This window comes from Vibrio sp. Isolate25 (genome assembly GCF_022398025.1).
Classification (GTDB): Bacteria; Pseudomonadota; Gammaproteobacteria; order Enterobacterales; family Vibrionaceae; genus Vibrio; species Vibrio coralliilyticus_A.
Window position 1 is genome coordinate 635,470 of record NZ_JAKEUT010000001.1, and the last position, 17,261, is coordinate 652,730.

At 44.5% G+C, this 17,261-nt stretch carries 16 protein-coding genes; 6 read left to right on the forward strand and 10 right to left on the reverse strand.

Annotated features, from left to right (window positions below; genetic code table 11):
• Nucleotides 1-26: 26 nt before the first annotated feature.
• Nucleotides 27-866, forward strand: coding sequence for a 2OG-Fe(II) oxygenase family protein (locus L1D15_RS02740; RefSeq protein WP_239836253.1), 840 nt, complete (start codon nucleotides 27-29; stop codon nucleotides 864-866).
• 131 nt (nucleotides 867-997) lie between these two features.
• Complete coding sequence (locus L1D15_RS02745; protein WP_239836254.1) at nucleotides 998-1,612, forward strand: DNA-J related domain-containing protein; 615 nt, start codon at nucleotides 998-1,000, stop codon at nucleotides 1,610-1,612.
• Between the two features lie 53 nt (nucleotides 1,613-1,665).
• On the opposite strand, the gene L1D15_RS02750 is transcribed toward L1D15_RS02745, so the two are convergent.
• The 4 genes from L1D15_RS02750 to tesA form a co-directional block, all read right to left on the reverse strand.
• Entirely contained in the window at nucleotides 1,666-3,321 is a 1,656-nt protein-coding gene (locus tag L1D15_RS02750) for an ABC-ATPase domain-containing protein (RefSeq protein WP_239874596.1), read from the reverse strand.
• A gap of 72 nt (nucleotides 3,322-3,393) precedes the next feature.
• A complete protein-coding gene (locus tag L1D15_RS02755) occupies nucleotides 3,394-5,307 on the reverse strand; it encodes an EAL domain-containing protein (RefSeq protein WP_239874597.1) in 1,914 nt (637 codons plus the stop codon).
• A gap of 229 nt (nucleotides 5,308-5,536) precedes the next feature.
• Nucleotides 5,537-6,727, reverse strand: a complete 1,191-nt coding sequence (fabV, locus tag L1D15_RS02760; protein ID WP_239863994.1) for an enoyl-ACP reductase FabV — start codon at nucleotides 6,725-6,727, stop codon at nucleotides 5,537-5,539.
• A gap of 73 nt (nucleotides 6,728-6,800) precedes the next feature.
• Complete coding sequence (gene tesA / locus L1D15_RS02765) at nucleotides 6,801-7,400, reverse strand: multifunctional acyl-CoA thioesterase I/protease I/lysophospholipase L1 (RefSeq protein ID WP_239874598.1); 600 nt, start codon at nucleotides 7,398-7,400, stop codon at nucleotides 6,801-6,803.
• Here tesA and L1D15_RS02770 point away from each other — a divergent pair.
• The 3 genes from L1D15_RS02770 (at nucleotide 7,399) to L1D15_RS02780 (ending at nucleotide 12,243) form a co-directional block, all read left to right on the forward strand.
• On the forward strand, nucleotides 7,399-8,073 hold the full coding sequence (locus L1D15_RS02770; RefSeq protein ID WP_239874599.1) for an ABC transporter ATP-binding protein: 675 nt from the start codon (nucleotides 7,399-7,401) through the stop codon (nucleotides 8,071-8,073). The two genes, tesA and L1D15_RS02770, sit on opposite strands and share 2 nt — an antisense overlap.
• Nucleotides 8,073-10,514 carry an ABC transporter permease gene (locus L1D15_RS02775; protein ID WP_239874600.1) on the forward strand — a complete coding sequence of 814 codons (2,442 nt, stop codon included), beginning with the start codon at nucleotides 8,073-8,075 and terminating at the stop codon, nucleotides 10,512-10,514. Before L1D15_RS02770 ends, L1D15_RS02775 begins: the two co-directional genes overlap by 1 nt.
• A gap of 289 nt (nucleotides 10,515-10,803) precedes the next feature.
• The gene (locus tag L1D15_RS02780) at nucleotides 10,804-12,243 is read left to right on the forward strand and encodes an FAD-dependent oxidoreductase (protein WP_239874601.1); all 1,440 of its coding nucleotides are present in this window, start codon (nucleotides 10,804-10,806) and stop codon (nucleotides 12,241-12,243) included.
• 48 nt (nucleotides 12,244-12,291) lie between these two features.
• Here L1D15_RS02780 and L1D15_RS02785 read toward each other — a convergent pair whose 3' ends face one another.
• From L1D15_RS02785 to L1D15_RS02795, 3 genes are read right to left on the reverse strand one after another with little or no spacing between them, the layout of a single operon-like run.
• Nucleotides 12,292-13,224 (reverse strand): biotin-dependent carboxyltransferase family protein, encoded by a 933-nt coding sequence (locus L1D15_RS02785; RefSeq protein WP_239836262.1) that lies wholly within the window; start codon nucleotides 13,222-13,224, stop codon nucleotides 12,292-12,294.
• Nucleotides 13,221-13,928, reverse strand: a complete 708-nt coding sequence (locus L1D15_RS02790) for a carboxyltransferase domain-containing protein (protein ID WP_239836263.1) — start codon at nucleotides 13,926-13,928, stop codon at nucleotides 13,221-13,223. Before L1D15_RS02790 ends, L1D15_RS02785 begins: the two co-directional genes overlap by 4 nt.
• A 17-nt stretch (nucleotides 13,929-13,945) precedes the next feature.
• Nucleotides 13,946-14,680 carry a 5-oxoprolinase subunit PxpA gene (locus L1D15_RS02795; protein WP_239875107.1) on the reverse strand — a complete coding sequence of 245 codons (735 nt, stop codon included), beginning with the start codon at nucleotides 14,678-14,680 and terminating at the stop codon, nucleotides 13,946-13,948.
• A gap of 241 nt (nucleotides 14,681-14,921) precedes the next feature.
• Between L1D15_RS02795 and galE the strand changes: the two genes are divergently transcribed.
• Complete coding sequence (gene galE / locus L1D15_RS02800; RefSeq protein WP_239874602.1) at nucleotides 14,922-15,938, forward strand: UDP-glucose 4-epimerase GalE; 1,017 nt, start codon at nucleotides 14,922-14,924, stop codon at nucleotides 15,936-15,938.
• A 90-nt stretch (nucleotides 15,939-16,028) separates the two neighbouring features.
• Here galE and L1D15_RS02805 read toward each other — a convergent pair whose 3' ends face one another.
• From L1D15_RS02805 to L1D15_RS02815, 3 genes are read right to left on the reverse strand one after another with little or no spacing between them, the layout of a single operon-like run.
• A complete protein-coding gene (locus tag L1D15_RS02805; protein ID WP_005473113.1) occupies nucleotides 16,029-16,166 on the reverse strand; it encodes a TIGR02808 family protein in 138 nt (45 codons plus the stop codon).
• 12 nt (nucleotides 16,167-16,178) lie between these two features.
• Nucleotides 16,179-16,757 carry a NapC/NirT family cytochrome c gene (locus L1D15_RS02810; RefSeq protein WP_239874603.1) on the reverse strand — a complete coding sequence of 193 codons (579 nt, stop codon included), beginning with the start codon at nucleotides 16,755-16,757 and terminating at the stop codon, nucleotides 16,179-16,181.
• Nucleotides 16,758-16,786: 29 nt separating this feature from the next.
• Nucleotides 16,787-17,242, reverse strand: a complete 456-nt coding sequence (locus L1D15_RS02815; RefSeq protein WP_239874604.1) for a nitrate reductase cytochrome c-type subunit — start codon at nucleotides 17,240-17,242, stop codon at nucleotides 16,787-16,789.
• Between the last annotated feature and the right edge of the window lie 19 nt (nucleotides 17,243-17,261).

Consider the following 17,261-nt stretch of genomic DNA (forward strand, 5'->3'; position numbering starts at 1 on the left):
ATTACATAAACAATAAAAGTAAAGCCATGAAACTGGAAACTGTCGATTATTTAGCTGAAGATGCTGCTCAGCAATTTGTCACCTCACTTCGTGAGACTGGATTCGGTGTACTAAAAAATCACCCGATTCCAAAAGAGCTTGTGGAATCTATCTATGAGAACTGGTATCAGTTCTTCATGACGGAGCGTAAGAACGAGTTTACCTACAATGTTGAAACTCAAGATGGTTACTTTCCACCTTCCGTTTCAGAAGTTGCAAAAGGCCACACAGTTAAAGATATCAAGGAGTATTTCCATATTTACCCTTGGGGGCAGATGCCAGAAGAGCTTAAAGAGCAGATCATGGATTACTATGATCGTGCGAATCAATTTGCTCAAGAATTACTAGGCTGGGTTGAAGCATATGCACCGAAAGAGGTACAAGAAAAGTTTTCTGTAGCGCTTTCTGAAATGATCAAGGATAGTGATAAGACGCTGCTTCGTGTCCTTCATTACCCACCAATGACAGGTGATGAAGAGCCTGGGGCAATACGCGCTGCAGCTCATGAAGATATCAACCTGTTAACCGTTCTTCCAGCGGCAAATGAACCAGGCCTGCAAGTGAAAGGTAAAGATGGCGCTTGGATTGATGTGCCGTGTGATTTTGGTAATTTAATCATCAATATTGGCGACATGCTCCAAGAAGCTTCTGGTGGTTACTTTCCATCGACGACACATAGAGTGATTAACCCTACTGGTGAACGTCAGGAAACGTCGCGCATTTCATTGCCTTTGTTTTTGCATCCTAAACCAGAAGTGGTATTGTCTGAACGTCATACAGCCGACAGTTACTTGATGGAACGACTACGTGAGTTAGGTGTTATCTAACAGCCAGTTTATTAGAAAGAGCCAGCAAACGCTGGCTCTTTTTTTGGGTCACGATCCTTAAATCTAAGATATTCGCTCGACAAACGGGCCATTTTGGATTTTTATTAAAAATAAACCCCTAGTGAGTGGATATGAACGAGCATCAGGAAGTCGCGGCCCAGTTCCAGCAGTATATGGAGAATCCTCTGCTGTGGCCTATCATGGAAATCCTCAGAAAGCAGCCTTCAGGATGGAAAGTTCATACATTATCTTCCCACCTCAGTGAGCTCGAACTGTTACCTGTGCTTGATGGTTCACCGGAAAAAGATCTCTTCAAGCGCAATTTCTTAATCATGAATGCTCTGTATCAGCTTCAGGAAACCTTATATCCAGATAATTGGTTACAGGTGCAGGCGATGGACATTGTCTTAATGCCTCAGTCACGAGTGTTTGGCCATGAAGTGGATCATGAGGATCCGCTGCGGGATTATTATCTAGATTGGCACAACTATGAAGCAGAAGAGGGTGAGGTTAAACGCCTACTGAATGAATTCTGGACTCGATACCGAGAGTTTGTCGGCAGTACAAATGATGATATGGACCGTGCTAAAGCACTGTCCTTATTCAAGTTACCGCGCGACGCTAGCCAAACGGAAATACGTAAAACATGGCGTAAACTCGCGCTTAAGTGGCATCCAGACAGAGAAAACGGCAATAGTGAGCGTTTTCGAGTGCTTTGTGAAGCATGGCATGTACTCAGACACTAACAAAAAGCGCCAATCAAGGCGCTTTTTACGTGGAGTCTTTCTAGATTATCTCATTACGATGTCGCTTTAAAATGCGACTTTCTCATCCGGTTTAGCGCGGCCATCACATCAAGAGTTCTTGGCTTAGCAAGGTCGCCTTGATTCGGCATGTTTTGACACCAGTCGCCCTGTAAAATCTGTTGGACTTCTTTTGCAGGGTTTTCAGACCAATCAGGCAATTGTGCTAATTGGAACCACAGCCAACCGATGGCGTTGATCTCTGAGCTGGACTCAATCTGCTCCAACGCACTGAGGTCAGTAAATTCTTTACCAAAACGCAGGGAGTCTATGCCCTTTGCTGACACACGGAATTTCCCATCAGCCAGTATTTTTTGCAATGCTGCTCTGTTGAGCGCTCTTGGTCGGAATGTCCTTAGAGCATTTTCTGACTCATTATGTCGCTCTGTTGGATGTTGCTCTACCACTTGCTGGGCTTTCTCGGTGACATCTACGGCTTGGTAATCGTGCATTTGAATCACGGTATCAGCGACATCCAAGTAATCACCAGATCCCCCCATGACGATAACAGTCGATATATCTAGATCATCGCGAAGCTGCCCGATACGATCAACTAAAGGGGTGATTGGTTCATCCCCTTTGCTAACCAGAGCCTGCATACGTTCATCGCGAATCATAAAGTTGGTTGCAGACGTATCTTCATCAATTAGAATGCCTTGCACACCTGCTTCAATAGACTCTTGCAGCCAGGCCGCTTGAGAGGTTGAACCTGATGCATCCTGAGTGGAGAAGTCTTTGGTATCACGGCCCATCGGAAGGTGATTAATATAGTTGGAAAGATTGAGATTGTGCACGCAGCGACCGTCTTCCGCACGTATCTTCATAGCGTTCAGGTTTGTCACTACAAGTTCACGTCCATCACCAGGGATGTGGTTGTAAATTGAGCGTTCAATGGCGTTAAGAAGAGTGGATTTACCATGGAATCCGCCACCGACGATCAAGGTAATGCCTTTTTTAATACCCAAGCCTTGGACAATGCCTTGGTTTGGAGTTGTAAAGCTGACTTGCAAAGATTCAGGAGCTTTAAGGGTAACGGCGTCTTTCATCGGTAAATCACAGTTGCCAGCTACACGAGGTAATACAGAGCCGTTACCCACAAAAGCAAGTAGGTTAAGCTCATCAAGCTTGCTACGAATAAATTCCTGATCTTCAACGATTTCGCAATGATGGATTAGGGCTTCTTTATCTAACTCACGTTCTAGGGTTGCACGTCGAATAAACTTTGGAAGATGGAATGTCAGAATATTGTTGGCTTTTTTGCCCAGCACTGAACGGCCTTCTGCCGGAAGATTAACGCGGAATCTGAGCTCGATGCCAGCTTCAGTAAACAACACAGCGGTGCTATCCAAAACGGTTTGTCCGGTTAAAGCGATACTGATGCTGTTTTCATGCTTAGCAAACTCGGCAAAGCTTCGTGCAATAAAGTCGCGAGCAGCCATTTGATACGTTTGAGACTTATCACGTAACCACTGTAATCCAGTAACTGACCAAGGGCGGATAGCACGTACGCGAGAAGCTGATGCATAAGGGTCAGCCTGAACATAGTCGATATAGAATGTGTAATCGCTAAAGTCGTACTGACCTTTGATTTGCTGGTAAGCGCGATAATTCTGTTTTTCGATTTTTTTTAGCGTAGCAGTTAGCTGGTCCATAAGACGTTCTCAAGCGAGATAAAATGAAGGCGAGGATTATAAGAATCGCTCGCCGCAGAGTAAAGGGTTAAGCTACTGATAAGTCATGTTGGTATGACTGGGGTAATTTTGGCTGAGCAAGCTGGTTTCAAACTCATCGCATGGCATAGGTTTGCCATAGAAGTAACCTTGCCCATATTCACAGCCTTCTTTAATGATAAAGCTCTCTTGACTTTCGCTCTCTATACCTTCAACGGTGACGGTTAAGTTGAGCTTTTTGGCAACATGAATGATTGACCTAACAATTTCTTTATCTTCCTCACTGTCGTCCAATTGCTGAACAAAGCTTCTATCAACTTTAATCGCGTCAAATGGAAACTTTTTCAAATAATTAAAGGAAGAATAACCAGTTCCAAAATCATCGAGCGACAGCGTTATACCTAGATTATTCAGAGCAAGTAAAGTATTTCGCGCAGTGACTTCATCATCAATTAAACCACTCTCAGTGATCTCAAGTTCTAGAAACTTAGCTGGAAGCTGGTAGGCGTTGAGCAGATCTTCAACTTGCTCGATAAAATGCGGGTTTTTAAGCTGTATCGCTGAAATATTAACGGCGATTTTAAAATCGTCCACATGTTCCATCCAATCAGCGGCTTTTTGAATAGCGGCTCGAAGTACGAAACTGCCAACTTCGAAGATCAGCCCGTTTTGCTCGGCCATATGGATAAGAGTTTCATTGGAAATATCACCCAGAATAGGGTGACGCCACCTCAGTAGAGCTTCAGCGCCTGTCCATTTATGTGTCGTCGGTGACACTTTCGGTTGGAAGTAGAGCAACAAATCATCATTACGTACTGCTTGTAATAAATAGCTTTCCATCTGATTTATGTGCTTCTGAATATCAGCGATCGCTTGTGAGTAGTAACTGAATTTATGCCCTGAATCTTTACACGATTGCATCGCCTCAGAAGCGTACTTTAGTAAGTTTTTGGGGCAAAGTGTGTCATTGGTGGTGCTGATTCCAATATACGCATTAAGGTGAAGAATATCGCCATCAATATCAAATTCAGATTGACTAACTTCGACTAGTAGATGGCTGAGAATGTTTAAGTCAACGTCGAGTTGAGGTGATTCAATCAGTAATACTAAATTGGTGGAAGTAGGGCGAGCGGTTAGAATCTGATACTGGCTTAAATCACCCAGCCTTTCTCGGTATTGAATTAATACATCTTCCCATGAACTGTAGCCATATTTTGACTGGATTCTGCGACCATTGGTAAAACCAATATGGATAGCTGCCGCCTGTAACGAAGGGCTGATTCCCACATCTTTAATAAAGTGTTCCGCTTCATGCTCAAGTGCGGAACGGTTTAAAAAGCCAGTACCCAAGTCATGTCTTTGCTGGTAGCGAATTTTTTGTTCAGCGGCGCGCCGTTTATCTATCTCTTGATTCAGAGAGTAGTTGAGATCTACAAGATCCTGAGTGCGAGTATGTACTCTTGATTTGAGCTCTAAGTTGAGGTGTTTTAGCTTTTCATGCTGATAGAGTGTTTTTAGTTGTGATTCGATAGAGTCACGAAAACTTTCTATCAATTGCTGATAGGTCTCAGAAAAGTGGTTTTCTTTATTGTCGAGTACACAGATGGTGCCAAAAGTATCGCCATTCGGCCAGTTAATAGGAACACCACAGTAAGCCAGCAGGCCAAACTTGATGTCTGGATTGTCTTGCCATGCAGGGTCTATCTCAGCGTTTGGTACAATAAGCTGACTTTGTTCATTGACAACGGTTTCACAGTACAGGCCTTGCCCCAGCGTTTCTGAATCACCCACACGATAAGGGTGGTTTCCGTTGTTATTTGACGAAAAAACTTCAATATGTTGTGGGTAAATACGCATGATCAATGCGGTGGGTACTGACACAATCTCTGCGAGCAAGTCGACAATATTTTGCCAACCACTGGTCATTTCGTCAGGAATGACCAAGTTTGTAGTATTGATTTTTGACATACATTTTTTATCCCTGGCAGCTTAGCCTTCTAACCGGGCAATCCTAGCCCTTATGTTAATAATAGTCGCTATTTAGTAGGAAGCAGGAGAAGAGGCGTGCTTGGGAGACAACCTTCGTTCTTATTATTAAGAAAGGCAGATGCTACGTTTAAAAAAACGCCCTGTCAGTAAGGCAGGGCGCTTGTTGTATGTGTGTTTCAAAAATAAGACAGACTTGGTAGGCGAATAATCAGCGCGTAAAATCACTTAAGTCAACGGGTTTGGTATAGTCTATTTCGCTGAATCCGAATCCGTTAATGTTCAAAAACTCTTGCTTAAAGCCCGCATAGTCACCAAGCTCTTTGAAGTTCTGACTGTTCATTTTTTCAAGCAACACACTCACTTGGCTCTGAATAGCTGGGCTCAGCTCCCAGTCATCCATTCTGATCAATCGCTCACTATCCAAAGGAATAGGGGAGCCTGAGTAGAGTTTCTCTCTGAAAAGGCGCTGCATTTGTTCAATACAGCCTTCATGAGTCCCTTCCTGTTTCATTACCCGATAAAGGGCGAGAATATACGGGGTGAGGCCGGGAATAAACACACTTGCTTTGGTTACCAGTGCTTTACACACAGTGGCATAGGCACCGCCACTGAAGTTTGCCATTTTAAGATTCAAAGCGTGACTGGTTTGGTGCAAATCGATTTTTGCTCGCCCGAGCGTTCCATCGAGATAGATTGCATGTGTCGACTCTGGGCCAATGTAAGAAAATGCAATAGTTTTACAGCCTTCAGCGATGGACTCCGCATTGATCAAGGCATCAATCCAGTTTTCCCAATCTTCTCCCCCCATCACTTTTAGTGTGGCTTCTGTTTCTTCTTCACTGGCTGAGTGAAGTGATGTTTCTACCCATTGATCGGTCTCCAAAGATACAGACGACCCTGAAACATCCTGCCCAATCGGTTTTATGGTCGAACGCCACATATCGTCACTATTGGGCTTTGGTCGAACACCACTTGCCAAACTATAAATAATTAAATCCACTTCACCTTCAAAATAGGTCTCAATGGCTTCAATCACTTCAGCTTTAGTTTGAGGTAAAAAAGCGTCACCTTGGATATTGATCGCAACACGGCCAGACTTTTGTGCGTGTTTTTGGAAGAAGATGTCATTGAAATAACCAGCAGAGCCTACTGATCTACTGGAGGGCCCTCGTTCGTATGAAACGGAAATGGTGTCTGCGTTTGCGCCACCGAAGGTGAGTGCTATGCGCGCTGCTAAACCAAGGCCAGAAGAACCACCAATGATAAGAACGCGTTTTGGCCCGCATTTTATTGGAGTGGCTTGTTGTGAATATTCTATTTGTTTTATTACTGAATGCTCGCATCCGGTTGGATGAGCGGTACGAGCAACAACGCCTTCAATCATGGGTTCTATGATCATGGAAACTTCCTTTTCAACACGGAGTTTCGTCACATTAACGTAAAGCTAGGTAAAGTTTATTGAGCTAGACCAATTAGAGGTGATTTAGTAATTCATTGGCGACAAATTCCGCAATCCATGGTTGAGCGATGTCCTTAGGGTGTAGGCCATCGTCCATCATCCATTCCGGTTTTGTAATTACTCCTTCCAAAAAGAAAGGAAGTAAGGGAACGTCAAGTCGCTCAGCCGTTGCAGGGTAAAGCGCTGAGAACGCCTGCGTATAGCGCTTACCATAATTAGGGAGTACGTGAATTTGCATCAATAGAGGTTCAGAACCTGCATCACGTACCATATTGATGAGTTGAGTTAAATTATTTTGAATCAGGCTTGGTGGGAAGCCTCGTAAACCATCGTTAGCACCAAGCTCGATCAAAACAGAGTCTGGCTGGTGTTCTTTGAGCAGTTTGGGTAGTCGAGCTAAGCCGTTACCTGTAGTGTCACCGGAAATACTGCCGTTAATAACGGTCAGATTTTTCCCTTTTTTAGTCATGATGTTGGGTAACAATGTAGGCCATGCTTTTTCGATTGGCATCTGATAGCCTGCACTAAGACTGTCACCTAAAATCAAGAGTTTAGTCGCACTTGCTGGGTTAACGAAGAAAAGCACAAATACAAAGGAAAGTAGTCGAAACATGCATGCATCCGTAATTAAAGCTGAATCACTGTCCAAAGTAGTCTCTACTAATCAAGAGCAATTAACAATCCTAGAAAATGTAAATATTGACATTAAGGAAGCTGAAAGCGTCGCTATTGTTGGCACATCCGGCGCAGGTAAGTCTACGTTGATGACTCTGTTGGCTGGCCTAGATACACCAACGTCAGGTGATGTGCATTTACTAGGACGAACCCTCAATACTCTCAATGATGAGGAGAGAGCTGCGATTCGCAGTGAGTCGGTCGGTTTTGTTTTCCAAAGCTTTTTGCTTATTCCGAGCTTGAGTGCCTTGGAGAATGTTACTCTGCCTTGCTTGCTGAAGGGAGAGAATGAAGATGTAGACAGAGCCAAAGCTTTGTTGACCTCTGTGGGCTTGGAGCACCGTATCCATCATTCTCCGTCTCAGCTATCTGGCGGTGAGCAACAGCGTGTGGCGTTGGCTCGAGCATTTATGGTGCAGCCAAAAGTGTTGTTTGCAGACGAGCCAACAGGGAACTTGGACCAGCAAACGGCTACTAAAGTCAATGAACTACTGTTTGAGCTGAATAAACAGCACGGTACGACTCTAGTTTTGGTTACCCATGATATGAAGTTAGCTGAGCAGTGTGATCGCCGCATCCATATTCAAGCAGGGCATGTGGAGGAATCATAATGAGCTCGAGTTATTCTCCAGCCTTAAATCGTAGGCTGTTTTCATGGAGTTTGAGTGAGATACGTCATGGGCAGCTATGGCCAGTTTCGATTGCTTTAACACTAATTATCGCCTGTATTTTTGCTTTGACTGCGCTTGCTGAACGAATGGAGCAGGTTGTGGTGAAACAAGGTAAAGAGGCGTTGACAGCAGATACTGTGTTCGCAACCGCAAATCCAATCCCAGATGTGCTCTATCAAGCAACCAATGAGGCAGGGTTGACCACTTCCACTCAAACTCGCTTTGCCACTATGGCATTTAGTGATCAAAGCATGAAGTTGATTACCGTGAAATCGGTAGACAGCGCATATCCTCTCAGAGGGGAAATGGTGCTATCGGATGACAATCAAAAGTACAAGGCGGTTAGCCCCGGTGAGTTGTGGTTAGATGAGCGGCTGTTTTCTCAACTTGAGGTTAATATTGGTGACAGCGTCACTGTTGGTGATGCTGATTTCACGGTTACGGGGCGTATTGTTGAAGAGCCGGGACTTAGCTTTAATCCATTCCAGCAGATGCCGTCGGCACTCATTCACAATACAGATTTAGAAAAAACTGGGGCTGTTCAGCTAGGTAGCCGTGTCCGATACAGCTTGTATATCAATGGGGACGAGTCTGACATAGAGCAGGTAAAGCAAGCTATCGACTTAACTCCAAGTGATCGTTGGCGCGACCAAAATAGTGCTAGCCGAACCAATGAAGTATTCCAGCGTACTGAGCAGTACCTGTCACTCACGGTGGCGATTGTTGTTATCATGGCTGCGACAACGCTAGTGTTGACCTGCCAGCATTATGTTGCCACTCGCCGTAAAACAATATCGATGCTTAAAAGTCTCGGGGCAAGTAAACGTTGGATAGGGCGTTGGTTAGGTATTCAGGTCACTATCTTACTTAGCAGCGCTTCTGTGATTGGAGTGATAATTGGTATTGCACTTGAGTACTTACTGCGTATTCCACTTGTGGATTTATTACCAAACCCCTTGCCGAGTTATGGTCTTCAACCAGCGTTTCTTTCCATCATCACCAGTATTCTGATCGCAGTACCAGCACTCGGTATTCCTTTACTCAGTTTGCTGAATGTTAGTGCAATGGATGTCATGCAATCACAAGCAACGGCACAAAGAAGCCGCAACACGGGTTGGCTGATCTTGGTTCCCATTGTGCCAATGTTATTCGTTTACAGAGAGAATACTTTGGTATGGATTGTACTGGGAGGGATGCTCGCTTTGTTTGTGACACTAGCAGCGGTGAGCTTGGTAGTGACCAGAATGCTTGGACGACTTCCGTTATCAACATCTTTCAAATTAGCGCTTAGCCGTATTAATCGATCTTCATTAGCTACGGGCATTCAGTTCGGTGCGTTAGCTCTTTCTCTGATGTTATTGGCGGTGATGTGGTTGGTTCGCACGGACTTGTTGTCAGATTGGCAAAAAACGATTCCTGAGAATGCGCCGAATGCTTTTGCGTTAAATATTGCTCCATATGAGAAAGAAGCCTACATAAGCGCGTTAGACGCTCATCAAATTGAGCGTTCAAAAGCTTATCCGATCATAAGAGGCCGTTTAACGGAAATAAATGGTGAAGATGCTAAAGATAAGGCGCAAGGCGAAGAAGGCAGTGATGTACTACGCCGAGAAATTAATTTTACCTTCGGTAAAGAAAACCCTGAGCATAACATCATCTTGCAAGGTGAATGGACTGACCGCAATGGCGTTTCAGTCGAATCGGATGTCGCAGAAGACTTTGGACTTCAAATTGGTGATCAACTTACGTTTGTGATCAATAGTCAAGTCGTGAAGGCGAACGTCAACAGTATTCGTCATGTTGAATGGCGAGATATGAAGCCTAACTTCTATTTTATATTCACTCCAGACGCTTTAAAGAATATTCCTGCAACGTATTTGGTGAGTTTCAGAGTGGAGGAGCAGCACAATGGTGTCCTTAATGAGCTATCAAGAAGTCACCCAACAGTGAGTCTAATGGATATTCGCAGTATGGGTGCGAAAATTCAGGAGCTACTTACACAAATCGTTTGGTCAATTACTGTGTTAGCCGCGTTAGGTGTTATTGCTGGTGTACTGTTAATCTTCACTTTGCTACGTCTCAGTTTGGGTCAGAGGCAATCGGAAATACAGTTGTATCGAACGTTAGGAGCAAGTAAAAAGCGGGTTACTCGAACCATTTGGGCTGAATATGGATTAATGGCTCTTGTGGCAGGKTTGATCGCAACAATCGGTGCGGAGGCAGTGGTAGGGGGGATTATGTCATTTGGTTTTGATCTTTCTCCCAACTTGCATTTTTCACTCTGGTTTGCACTTCCTTTGGTGACTTTTTGCACACTAGCATTGGTTGTGAACAGCCTAATAAAACGGCTGCTAGTCCCTATAAATAAAGAGTTTAGCTAGCTCATCAGTGGCTAAGTTATCCAGTTATCCACAAAAACAGTGGATAAAGTTTGGGATAACTTAGCCTGTAGATAACTCCCCATTTCCTCCAAAGCCAATAAGCATAATGTTTAGAGGATTCTTGTTATTCACAGTGACAATTTTTCTTCTTTCCACAAGATATGAGTCAAGCGTTTTTTTTCATTTTTTTTACTTGAAATTGTCATATTTATCCCCTTCAAAAAATGTGATTTTATTGGGCGCGCAAACTCAGTAAAATGTGCTGAGAATGAATAAATTAGCAACATAAATGCAGTCTGAAAAAACGAAAGTGGATACGCCTTCTGTCGCTGTGATCGGTGGGGGCATAGCGGGTTCGACCGCTGCCTTGCATCTGGCAGAAATCGGTATAAATGTTGTGTTGCTGGAAAAAGGCAAAACTTTAATCAGTGGGCCACCTATTTGTCATTTGCATGCTGGTGGAAATTTGTACAGAGAAATTTCCACCTCACAATGCATTGAGCTGTTGGAACAGTCCATCGAATCCGTACGTCTTTATCCACATACTATCAATCGTCGCCCAACCGTCATTGCTGTGCCATACAGTGATGGTGGTAGCCCAGAAGAATTGTATGAGCGGTTAATCACGATACAGCGATGCTATCAGGAGTTGGTCGATTTAGATCCGGCGAATGAAGTGCTCGGTGCCCCATCAGACTATTACAAGTTTTATGGTCGAGAAGAACTGGAAGCGTTAGCGACACTTAATCAACCGAGCCAGCCAAGCAATGTGGATGATTGGATGATACCGTTTGCTAAATCTGCTGATTTAGACTCGCTCAAGTTTCCAGTCGTTGCAGTGCAGGAGCATGGTTGGAGTGTATTTCGAATCGCTGCATCTGCAACATTAGCATTGGAGTCGATCCCCAACTGCCAGTTGCTGACAGAGTCACAAGTTATAGGCCTTGAAAACACAAACCGTGGCTGGAAACTGGAATACATCAGAGCTAATGGTGTAACCAGCGTTTTGGAAGTCGACTATTTAGTCAACGCATGCGGTTATGAGACGGGAAGCATCGATGATCTTGCTCAAACTCCGCGCAATCGACTCGTTGAATTCAAAGCTGCTTATGTAACGCGCTGGGATGATTGCTGTGAGCTGTGGCCTGAGGTGATTTTCCACGGTCCAAGGGGAACTCCAAATGGAATGGCTCAACTGACTCCTTACCCTAACGGCATTTTCCAACTCCACGGAATGACGAAAGATATTACCTTGTTTGATGATGGCTTGGTGGCCTCAGGAGAAGAGTCGTCGCAGCCTACATTACCACTCAGGCTCCGGCGTAAGATTCAACAGGGCTGGGATGAAGAGGTGGTTCTATCAAGAACACGCCGAGCCATTGAACACATGGCGAAATTTGTGCCTAGTTACGAGAAGGCTCATGAGTTTGGTACGCCTCTTTTTGGGGCCCAACAAATCCCAGGTTCTGATGAAACACTGCGCGCTGCTGACGTGACTTTTGAAGGGCGGAACTACGCGAGGATCGAAGTTGTTAAAGGTTCTTCTGCACTTGAAGCGGCTAATAAACTGGTTGAAGAGTGGAAGTTGTTTGACTATCAAGGAATGGCGATCGAAGCGTTGCACCCTGTCAGTATGGCGCTCAAACCTGAGGATATCGAATCAAAAGCGGAACAGTTAGCGACCTTGCGGAATTACCCAAAGGAATTGGCTAACGTGTACGGTGAATAATCAGAAAGCTCCCGAGATTGGGAGCTTTGACGTTGTCTTGAAGATAGACTAGTAGCCAAAGAACTTTGCCCATTGGCACCATACGTCCTGTAAGCCTAATAGGTCACCCCTGACGAATCTAACCTTCTGCCCAGGCTTCGCTTGTGCAAGGCGAGGTAGATCAATCCGAGCGACACAGCCAATTTTCGGGTATCCGCCGATAGTCTGTCTGTCATTGAGAAGTACGATGGGCTCACCATTCGGCGGGATTTGGATTGCTCCTAAAGCAATGCCTTCACTAAGATATTCTTTGTCTGGTGGAATGACTTTGCTATCGCATAGTCGATACCCCATGCGATCTACCAATTGGCTGACTGTGAATTCTTGATTGTACAGTGAGCTAACGGCATCCTTGGAAAAGTCATTGATTTGATATCCTTCTATGACTCTTAGTTCAAGGGGAAGGTTATAGTCAGGTTTGTACCGAAACGTCATTTGTAGAGGCTTCGCTCTAACATCATGGGGCTTAAAGCCAATGACTTCTCCTGCTTGTACGGGGTTCCCTGACTGACTGCCACCTAGCTGATCTCGAGTGACGGTAGCGCAGCTTCCAAGTTGAGGTGTGACAGTAAAGCCTCCTTTGATTGCGAGGTAAGCCCTTAGCCCGTTTTTTGGTAAGGAAAAGGTCAGAGTTTGCCCTTGGCGAGCAACGAATGTTGACCAATTTTCGAGAGGCTTACCATCAAGTCGAGCATTAAGGTCTCCGCCTGCTATGGACATTTCGCATTTGGAGTGAATAAGAAACTCCGCCTGACCTAGTGTGATTTCAAGAGAAGCACAATTAGTGGTGTTACCAAGCAGATGATTAGCCCAACTATATGCGTAGTCGTCTACTGGGCCACCTTGAGTAATCCCCAAATGCGCCAGACCAAATCTACCGAAATCCTGAATGAGTGTTTGTTGCCCTGGCTTTACGACGGTGATTGCGTGGTTGATCATCATTGCCACCCCTTAGTGATTTCTCCGCCTAGGCGGAGAAACTCTTTTTCCGAAATCGGTCTAAAACGTACTTTAGTGCCTATTGAAAAGGGCAAAATGGGTGAGTTTTTGGGAGTATAAAGGTCAAGTGGACAATTACCTATGATGTTCCATCCCCCCGGAGATTCAGCAGGATAAACAGCGGTATTGGAATTGGCAATCCCTACGCTGCCTTTTGGTAACTTCACCCTTGGAGAAGGCTTCCTCGGTAAACGAAGGGAGTCTGCGACGGAAGTTAAAAAGGCGAAGCCGGGGGCAAAACCAATCGCACCCACTGTATATTCATGGGTCGTGTGCAGATCTATGATTTCTTCTAAGCTTAAGCCTTTTGCATAGTAATCCTGTAAGTCAGGACCCACATCATCATGGTAGTAGATCGGGAGCTCAATATGCTGTGACTCAACATCATCAGGAAGGGCTTTGATTGCTTCAGTGACCAGTTTTTCTAGGTAAGGGACAAATTCGAAAATTGAGACCCTATGCGGTAAGTAATCAATTAAGATTGAATCAAAGGAAGGGGTGACATTCATAATCATCGCTCCCAATTGATTGGTGAGATAGTGACTTATTTCACCAATGAGGAGTGACAGTTTATGGCTAGGTTCTGCTTCAAAGTGGATGAGTATTGAGCACTCAGCAACAGGGTCGACAGATGTCTCTATATTCACTCGACAGTCTCCTTGCGTTAAAGGATGTTTCGTATTTTTTGAATCATAGTGATGGCTTGTTGATTATCGCCATGGACACAAATCGTGTCGGCTTCAATGGGGATGAGAAAGCCGTCAATTGTGCGTACTTTTCCGTAGTGGACGATTTGGCGGACCTGATCGAGTATGTCTTCCTCTCTATGTAACACTGAACCGGTCATCGAGCGTGGAGAAAGTGAACCATTTGATAAGTAAGCTCTATCCGCAAAAGCTTCAAACAGGATAGGAAGTTCATACTTATCAGCGATCTCCAAATGCCTTTCGTTATCATTGAACGCAAGCATCATTAAAGGTACGTCAAAGCAAGAGACTGCGTCAGCGATAGCATCAAAAATCGACATATCGCGCATCATGTCATTGTAGAGCGCACCATGAGGTTTGACGTAGTTCAGTTGGACATTTTGGCTTTCCGCTAAGGATTTCAGCGCTCCCACTTGATAGATTAGCATGTTGGTGATTTCGTCCGTTGCCATCGGTATTGAACGTCGACCAAAGCCTTGTAAATCAGGATAACTTGGGTGGGCGCCGATCTGGACATCATGTTCAATAGCCAACTTAATGGTTTGTGACATGATCTGTGGGTCGGAGGCATGAAAGCCGCAGGCGATATTTGCCATGTCGATCCAGGGCATCACAGCTTTGTCGTTCCCCATTTTCCATGAGCCAAAGCTTTCACCCATATCGCAATTAAGAGTCATCGAGCGCTTTGTCATTGCTTCCATTCCGCTGTTTCTTATCCTTTCAACATCTTATAAAAATAACAAACAATCAATGATCCATTTCATTATTTCAGGAACAAAAAACAGTTTAGCGTGTTTAATACAGATCATTTGATGCTCATGTATCGCTTAGTGGGAGGGAAGACAGTTAGACAAGCTTGATTCTCATTAATAAGCTATATTTTAATTCTCATATTCGTTAATATTTGGCCAAATTAATCAGAAGGTTAGTAATATGAATGTCTTGGTTACAGGTGGCATGGGGTACATAGGCAGCCACACATGTATTCAAATGATTGAAGCAGGAATGACACCTGTTCTTTTTGATAATCTGTACAACAGTAAAAGATCTGTTTTAGACAGAATCAAGCAGGTAACAGGGACAGTACCGTCTTTTATCGAAGGTGACATTCGGGATAAAAAAAAGTTGGTGTCGGTTTTAAAAGAACACCAAATTAGAGCCGTCATCCACTTTGCAGGTTTGAAGGCGGTGGGGGAATCCGTAGAAAAACCGCTCGAATATTACGATAACAATGTAAACGGTACATTAGTACTGGTTGATGCTATGCGCGAAGCCGGCGTGAAATCAATCGTCTTCTCTTCTTCTGCTACTGTCTATGGTGATCCTGCTAGTGTGCCTATTACAGAAGATTTTCCTACCAGTGCGACCAATCCTTACGGCCGCAGCAAACTAATGGTTGAAGAGTGCCTGACTGATTTTCAACAAGCGAATCCAGATTGGAGTATTACATTACTTCGCTATTTTAATCCGGTAGGCTCACATCCCTCTGGAAACTTAGGCGAGGATCCGCAAGGTATTCCCAACAATCTGATGCCATTTGTTTCACAGGTCGCGGTTGGAAGACGTGAATGTTTGTCTGTCTTCGGTGGTGACTATCCGACTAAAGATGGTACTGGCGTTCGTGATTATATTCATGTCATGGATCTCGCTGATGGTCATGTTGCTGCGCTTAGGAAAGTTGGTCAAAAGGATGGTTTGCATATCTATAACCTAGGAACGGGTAATGGTTACAGCGTGCTAGAAATGGTCAAAGCGTTCGAAATCGCATCAGGTAAGCAAGTGCCTTACCAAATCGTTGCACGCCGCCCTGGGGATATTGCAGAGTGCTGGGCTGATCCTGCAAAAGCAATAAAAGAGTTGGATTGGAAAGCAGAGAGAACATTGGAAGAAATGACAACGGATACTTGGCGTTGGCAGTCCAATAACCCACAGGGCTACCCAGACGTTTAGTTTTATCGCTCGCTAAAAAACAAAGCCACCGTTTCCGGTGGCTTTTTTACGCATTATACAAAATAGGCAAAATTGAAAATGCGAGTGAGGTTAATCGACCTCTTTGTCTTTACCAAGCGATAGTAGCCAAATCGAGATGGCAGCGACGACAGCAAATCCAGACAAAATAATGAATGGCATAGCGCCATAGCCAAGAATATGCCAGATAACGGATTCTAAAGTACTCATATCTCAGTGCTCCTATTGCCAGCCTTCAACGCCGTGCATGTCAGGAAGTTTATGTGCGATACCTTTGTGGCAATCGACACATGTTTTCTCTCCTGATGCTAGCGCGGTTGAGTGTTGCTTCGCACTACGTTCGCCTTGCTCTGAAAAATCCATGTACTCAAATTCGTGACAGTTTCGACACTCCAAGGAGTCATTTTTCTTAAATCTAGCCCACTCACGTTCGGCTAGGTGAGCGCGCCGCTCTTGGAATTTTTCAGGTGTATCGATAGTCTTTGTCACAAAGTGAGCGAATAGCTCTTTTGAAGCTTGAACTTTTCGTACGATTTTATCCGTCCATTCGTGTGGCACGTGACAGTCTGAACAGATAGCCCTTACTCCAGAACGGTTGGAGTAGTGAATAGTCTCTTGAATTTCAGCGACGATAGGCGCGTGACAACCGGAACAGAATTCTTCTGTATTGGTTGCTTCCATGCCTGTGTTAAATGCGCCCCAAAATAGAAGACCACCAGCAAAGCCCATGAATAAAACTACACCGACGGCAGTTTTACTAGGGGATGCTAATCTCTTCCAAAACGCTTTCAATAATTTCATAGATAGCCTCTTACTTACTCGCGTATCACTTATTTAAGTGAATCGACACTCTTGAACTCATTTTCAACAAGCGGCTGAGCGTTTGCTTGCGGAACGTGACACTGAAGACAGAAATAACGGCGAGGAGACATATCTGCTAACACAGCGTCTTCGCGGTTTATGTAGTGCGTGACACTGATCTTAGTTGCGCCCATCTCTTTTGCATTTTTCCAACTGTGGCAAGAAAGACATTTGTTTGCATTCAAAGAGACTTCGTAACCACGGATGTTATGTGGGATCAGCGGTGGCTGATAAACATAACTGCTATCTAGTGCCTGTTCACGAGGGTATTTTTTGAAATCGTCAGCAGGGCGAGTTGCTTCTAGCTCACTGGCACCACGTAGTGATTCCAAGCCGCCAATACCACCCGGGTTTTCTAACTCGGCAACGGCAGCTCCACTGATTAAAGCACCAACAGATAACAGTGCAATAAGTAATTTTTTCATCTTACATTCTCCGCCTTAT

What these genes read in the sequence shown, in the direction of transcription:
- L1D15_RS02740 (WP_239836253.1), top strand. Translation starts at nt 27, where the DNA reads ATGAAACTGGAAACTGTCGATTATTTAGCTGAAGATGCTGCTCAGCAA.
- L1D15_RS02745 (WP_239836254.1), top strand. Translation starts at nt 998, where the DNA reads ATGAACGAGCATCAGGAAGTCGCGGCCCAGTTCCAGCAGTATATGGAG.
- L1D15_RS02750 (WP_239874596.1), bottom strand. Translation starts at nt 3,321, where the DNA reads ATGGACCAGCTAACTGCTACGCTAAAAAAAATCGAAAAACAGAATTAT.
- L1D15_RS02755 (WP_239874597.1), bottom strand. Translation starts at nt 5,307, where the DNA reads ATGTCAAAAATCAATACTACAAACTTGGTCATTCCTGACGAAATGACC.
- fabV (WP_239863994.1), bottom strand. Translation starts at nt 6,727, where the DNA reads ATGATCATAGAACCCATGATTGAAGGCGTTGTTGCTCGTACCGCTCAT.
- L1D15_RS02770 (WP_239874599.1), top strand. Translation starts at nt 7,399, where the DNA reads ATGCATGCATCCGTAATTAAAGCTGAATCACTGTCCAAAGTAGTCTCT.
- tesA (WP_239874598.1), bottom strand. Translation starts at nt 7,400, where the DNA reads ATGTTTCGACTACTTTCCTTTGTATTTGTGCTTTTCTTCGTTAACCCA.
- L1D15_RS02780 (WP_239874601.1), top strand. Translation starts at nt 10,804, where the DNA reads ATGCAGTCTGAAAAAACGAAAGTGGATACGCCTTCTGTCGCTGTGATC.
- L1D15_RS02785 (WP_239836262.1), bottom strand. Translation starts at nt 13,224, where the DNA reads ATGATGATCAACCACGCAATCACCGTCGTAAAGCCAGGGCAACAAACA.
- L1D15_RS02795 (WP_239875107.1), bottom strand. Translation starts at nt 14,680, where the DNA reads ATGACAAAGCGCTCGATGACTCTTAATTGCGATATGGGTGAAAGCTTT.
- galE (WP_239874602.1), top strand. Translation starts at nt 14,922, where the DNA reads ATGAATGTCTTGGTTACAGGTGGCATGGGGTACATAGGCAGCCACACA.
- L1D15_RS02805 (WP_005473113.1), bottom strand. Translation starts at nt 16,166, where the DNA reads ATGAGTACTTTAGAATCCGTTATCTGGCATATTCTTGGCTATGGCGCT.
- L1D15_RS02810 (WP_239874603.1), bottom strand. Translation starts at nt 16,757, where the DNA reads ATGAAATTATTGAAAGCGTTTTGGAAGAGATTAGCATCCCCTAGTAAA.
- L1D15_RS02815 (WP_239874604.1), bottom strand. Translation starts at nt 17,242, where the DNA reads ATGAAAAAATTACTTATTGCACTGTTATCTGTTGGTGCTTTAATCAGT.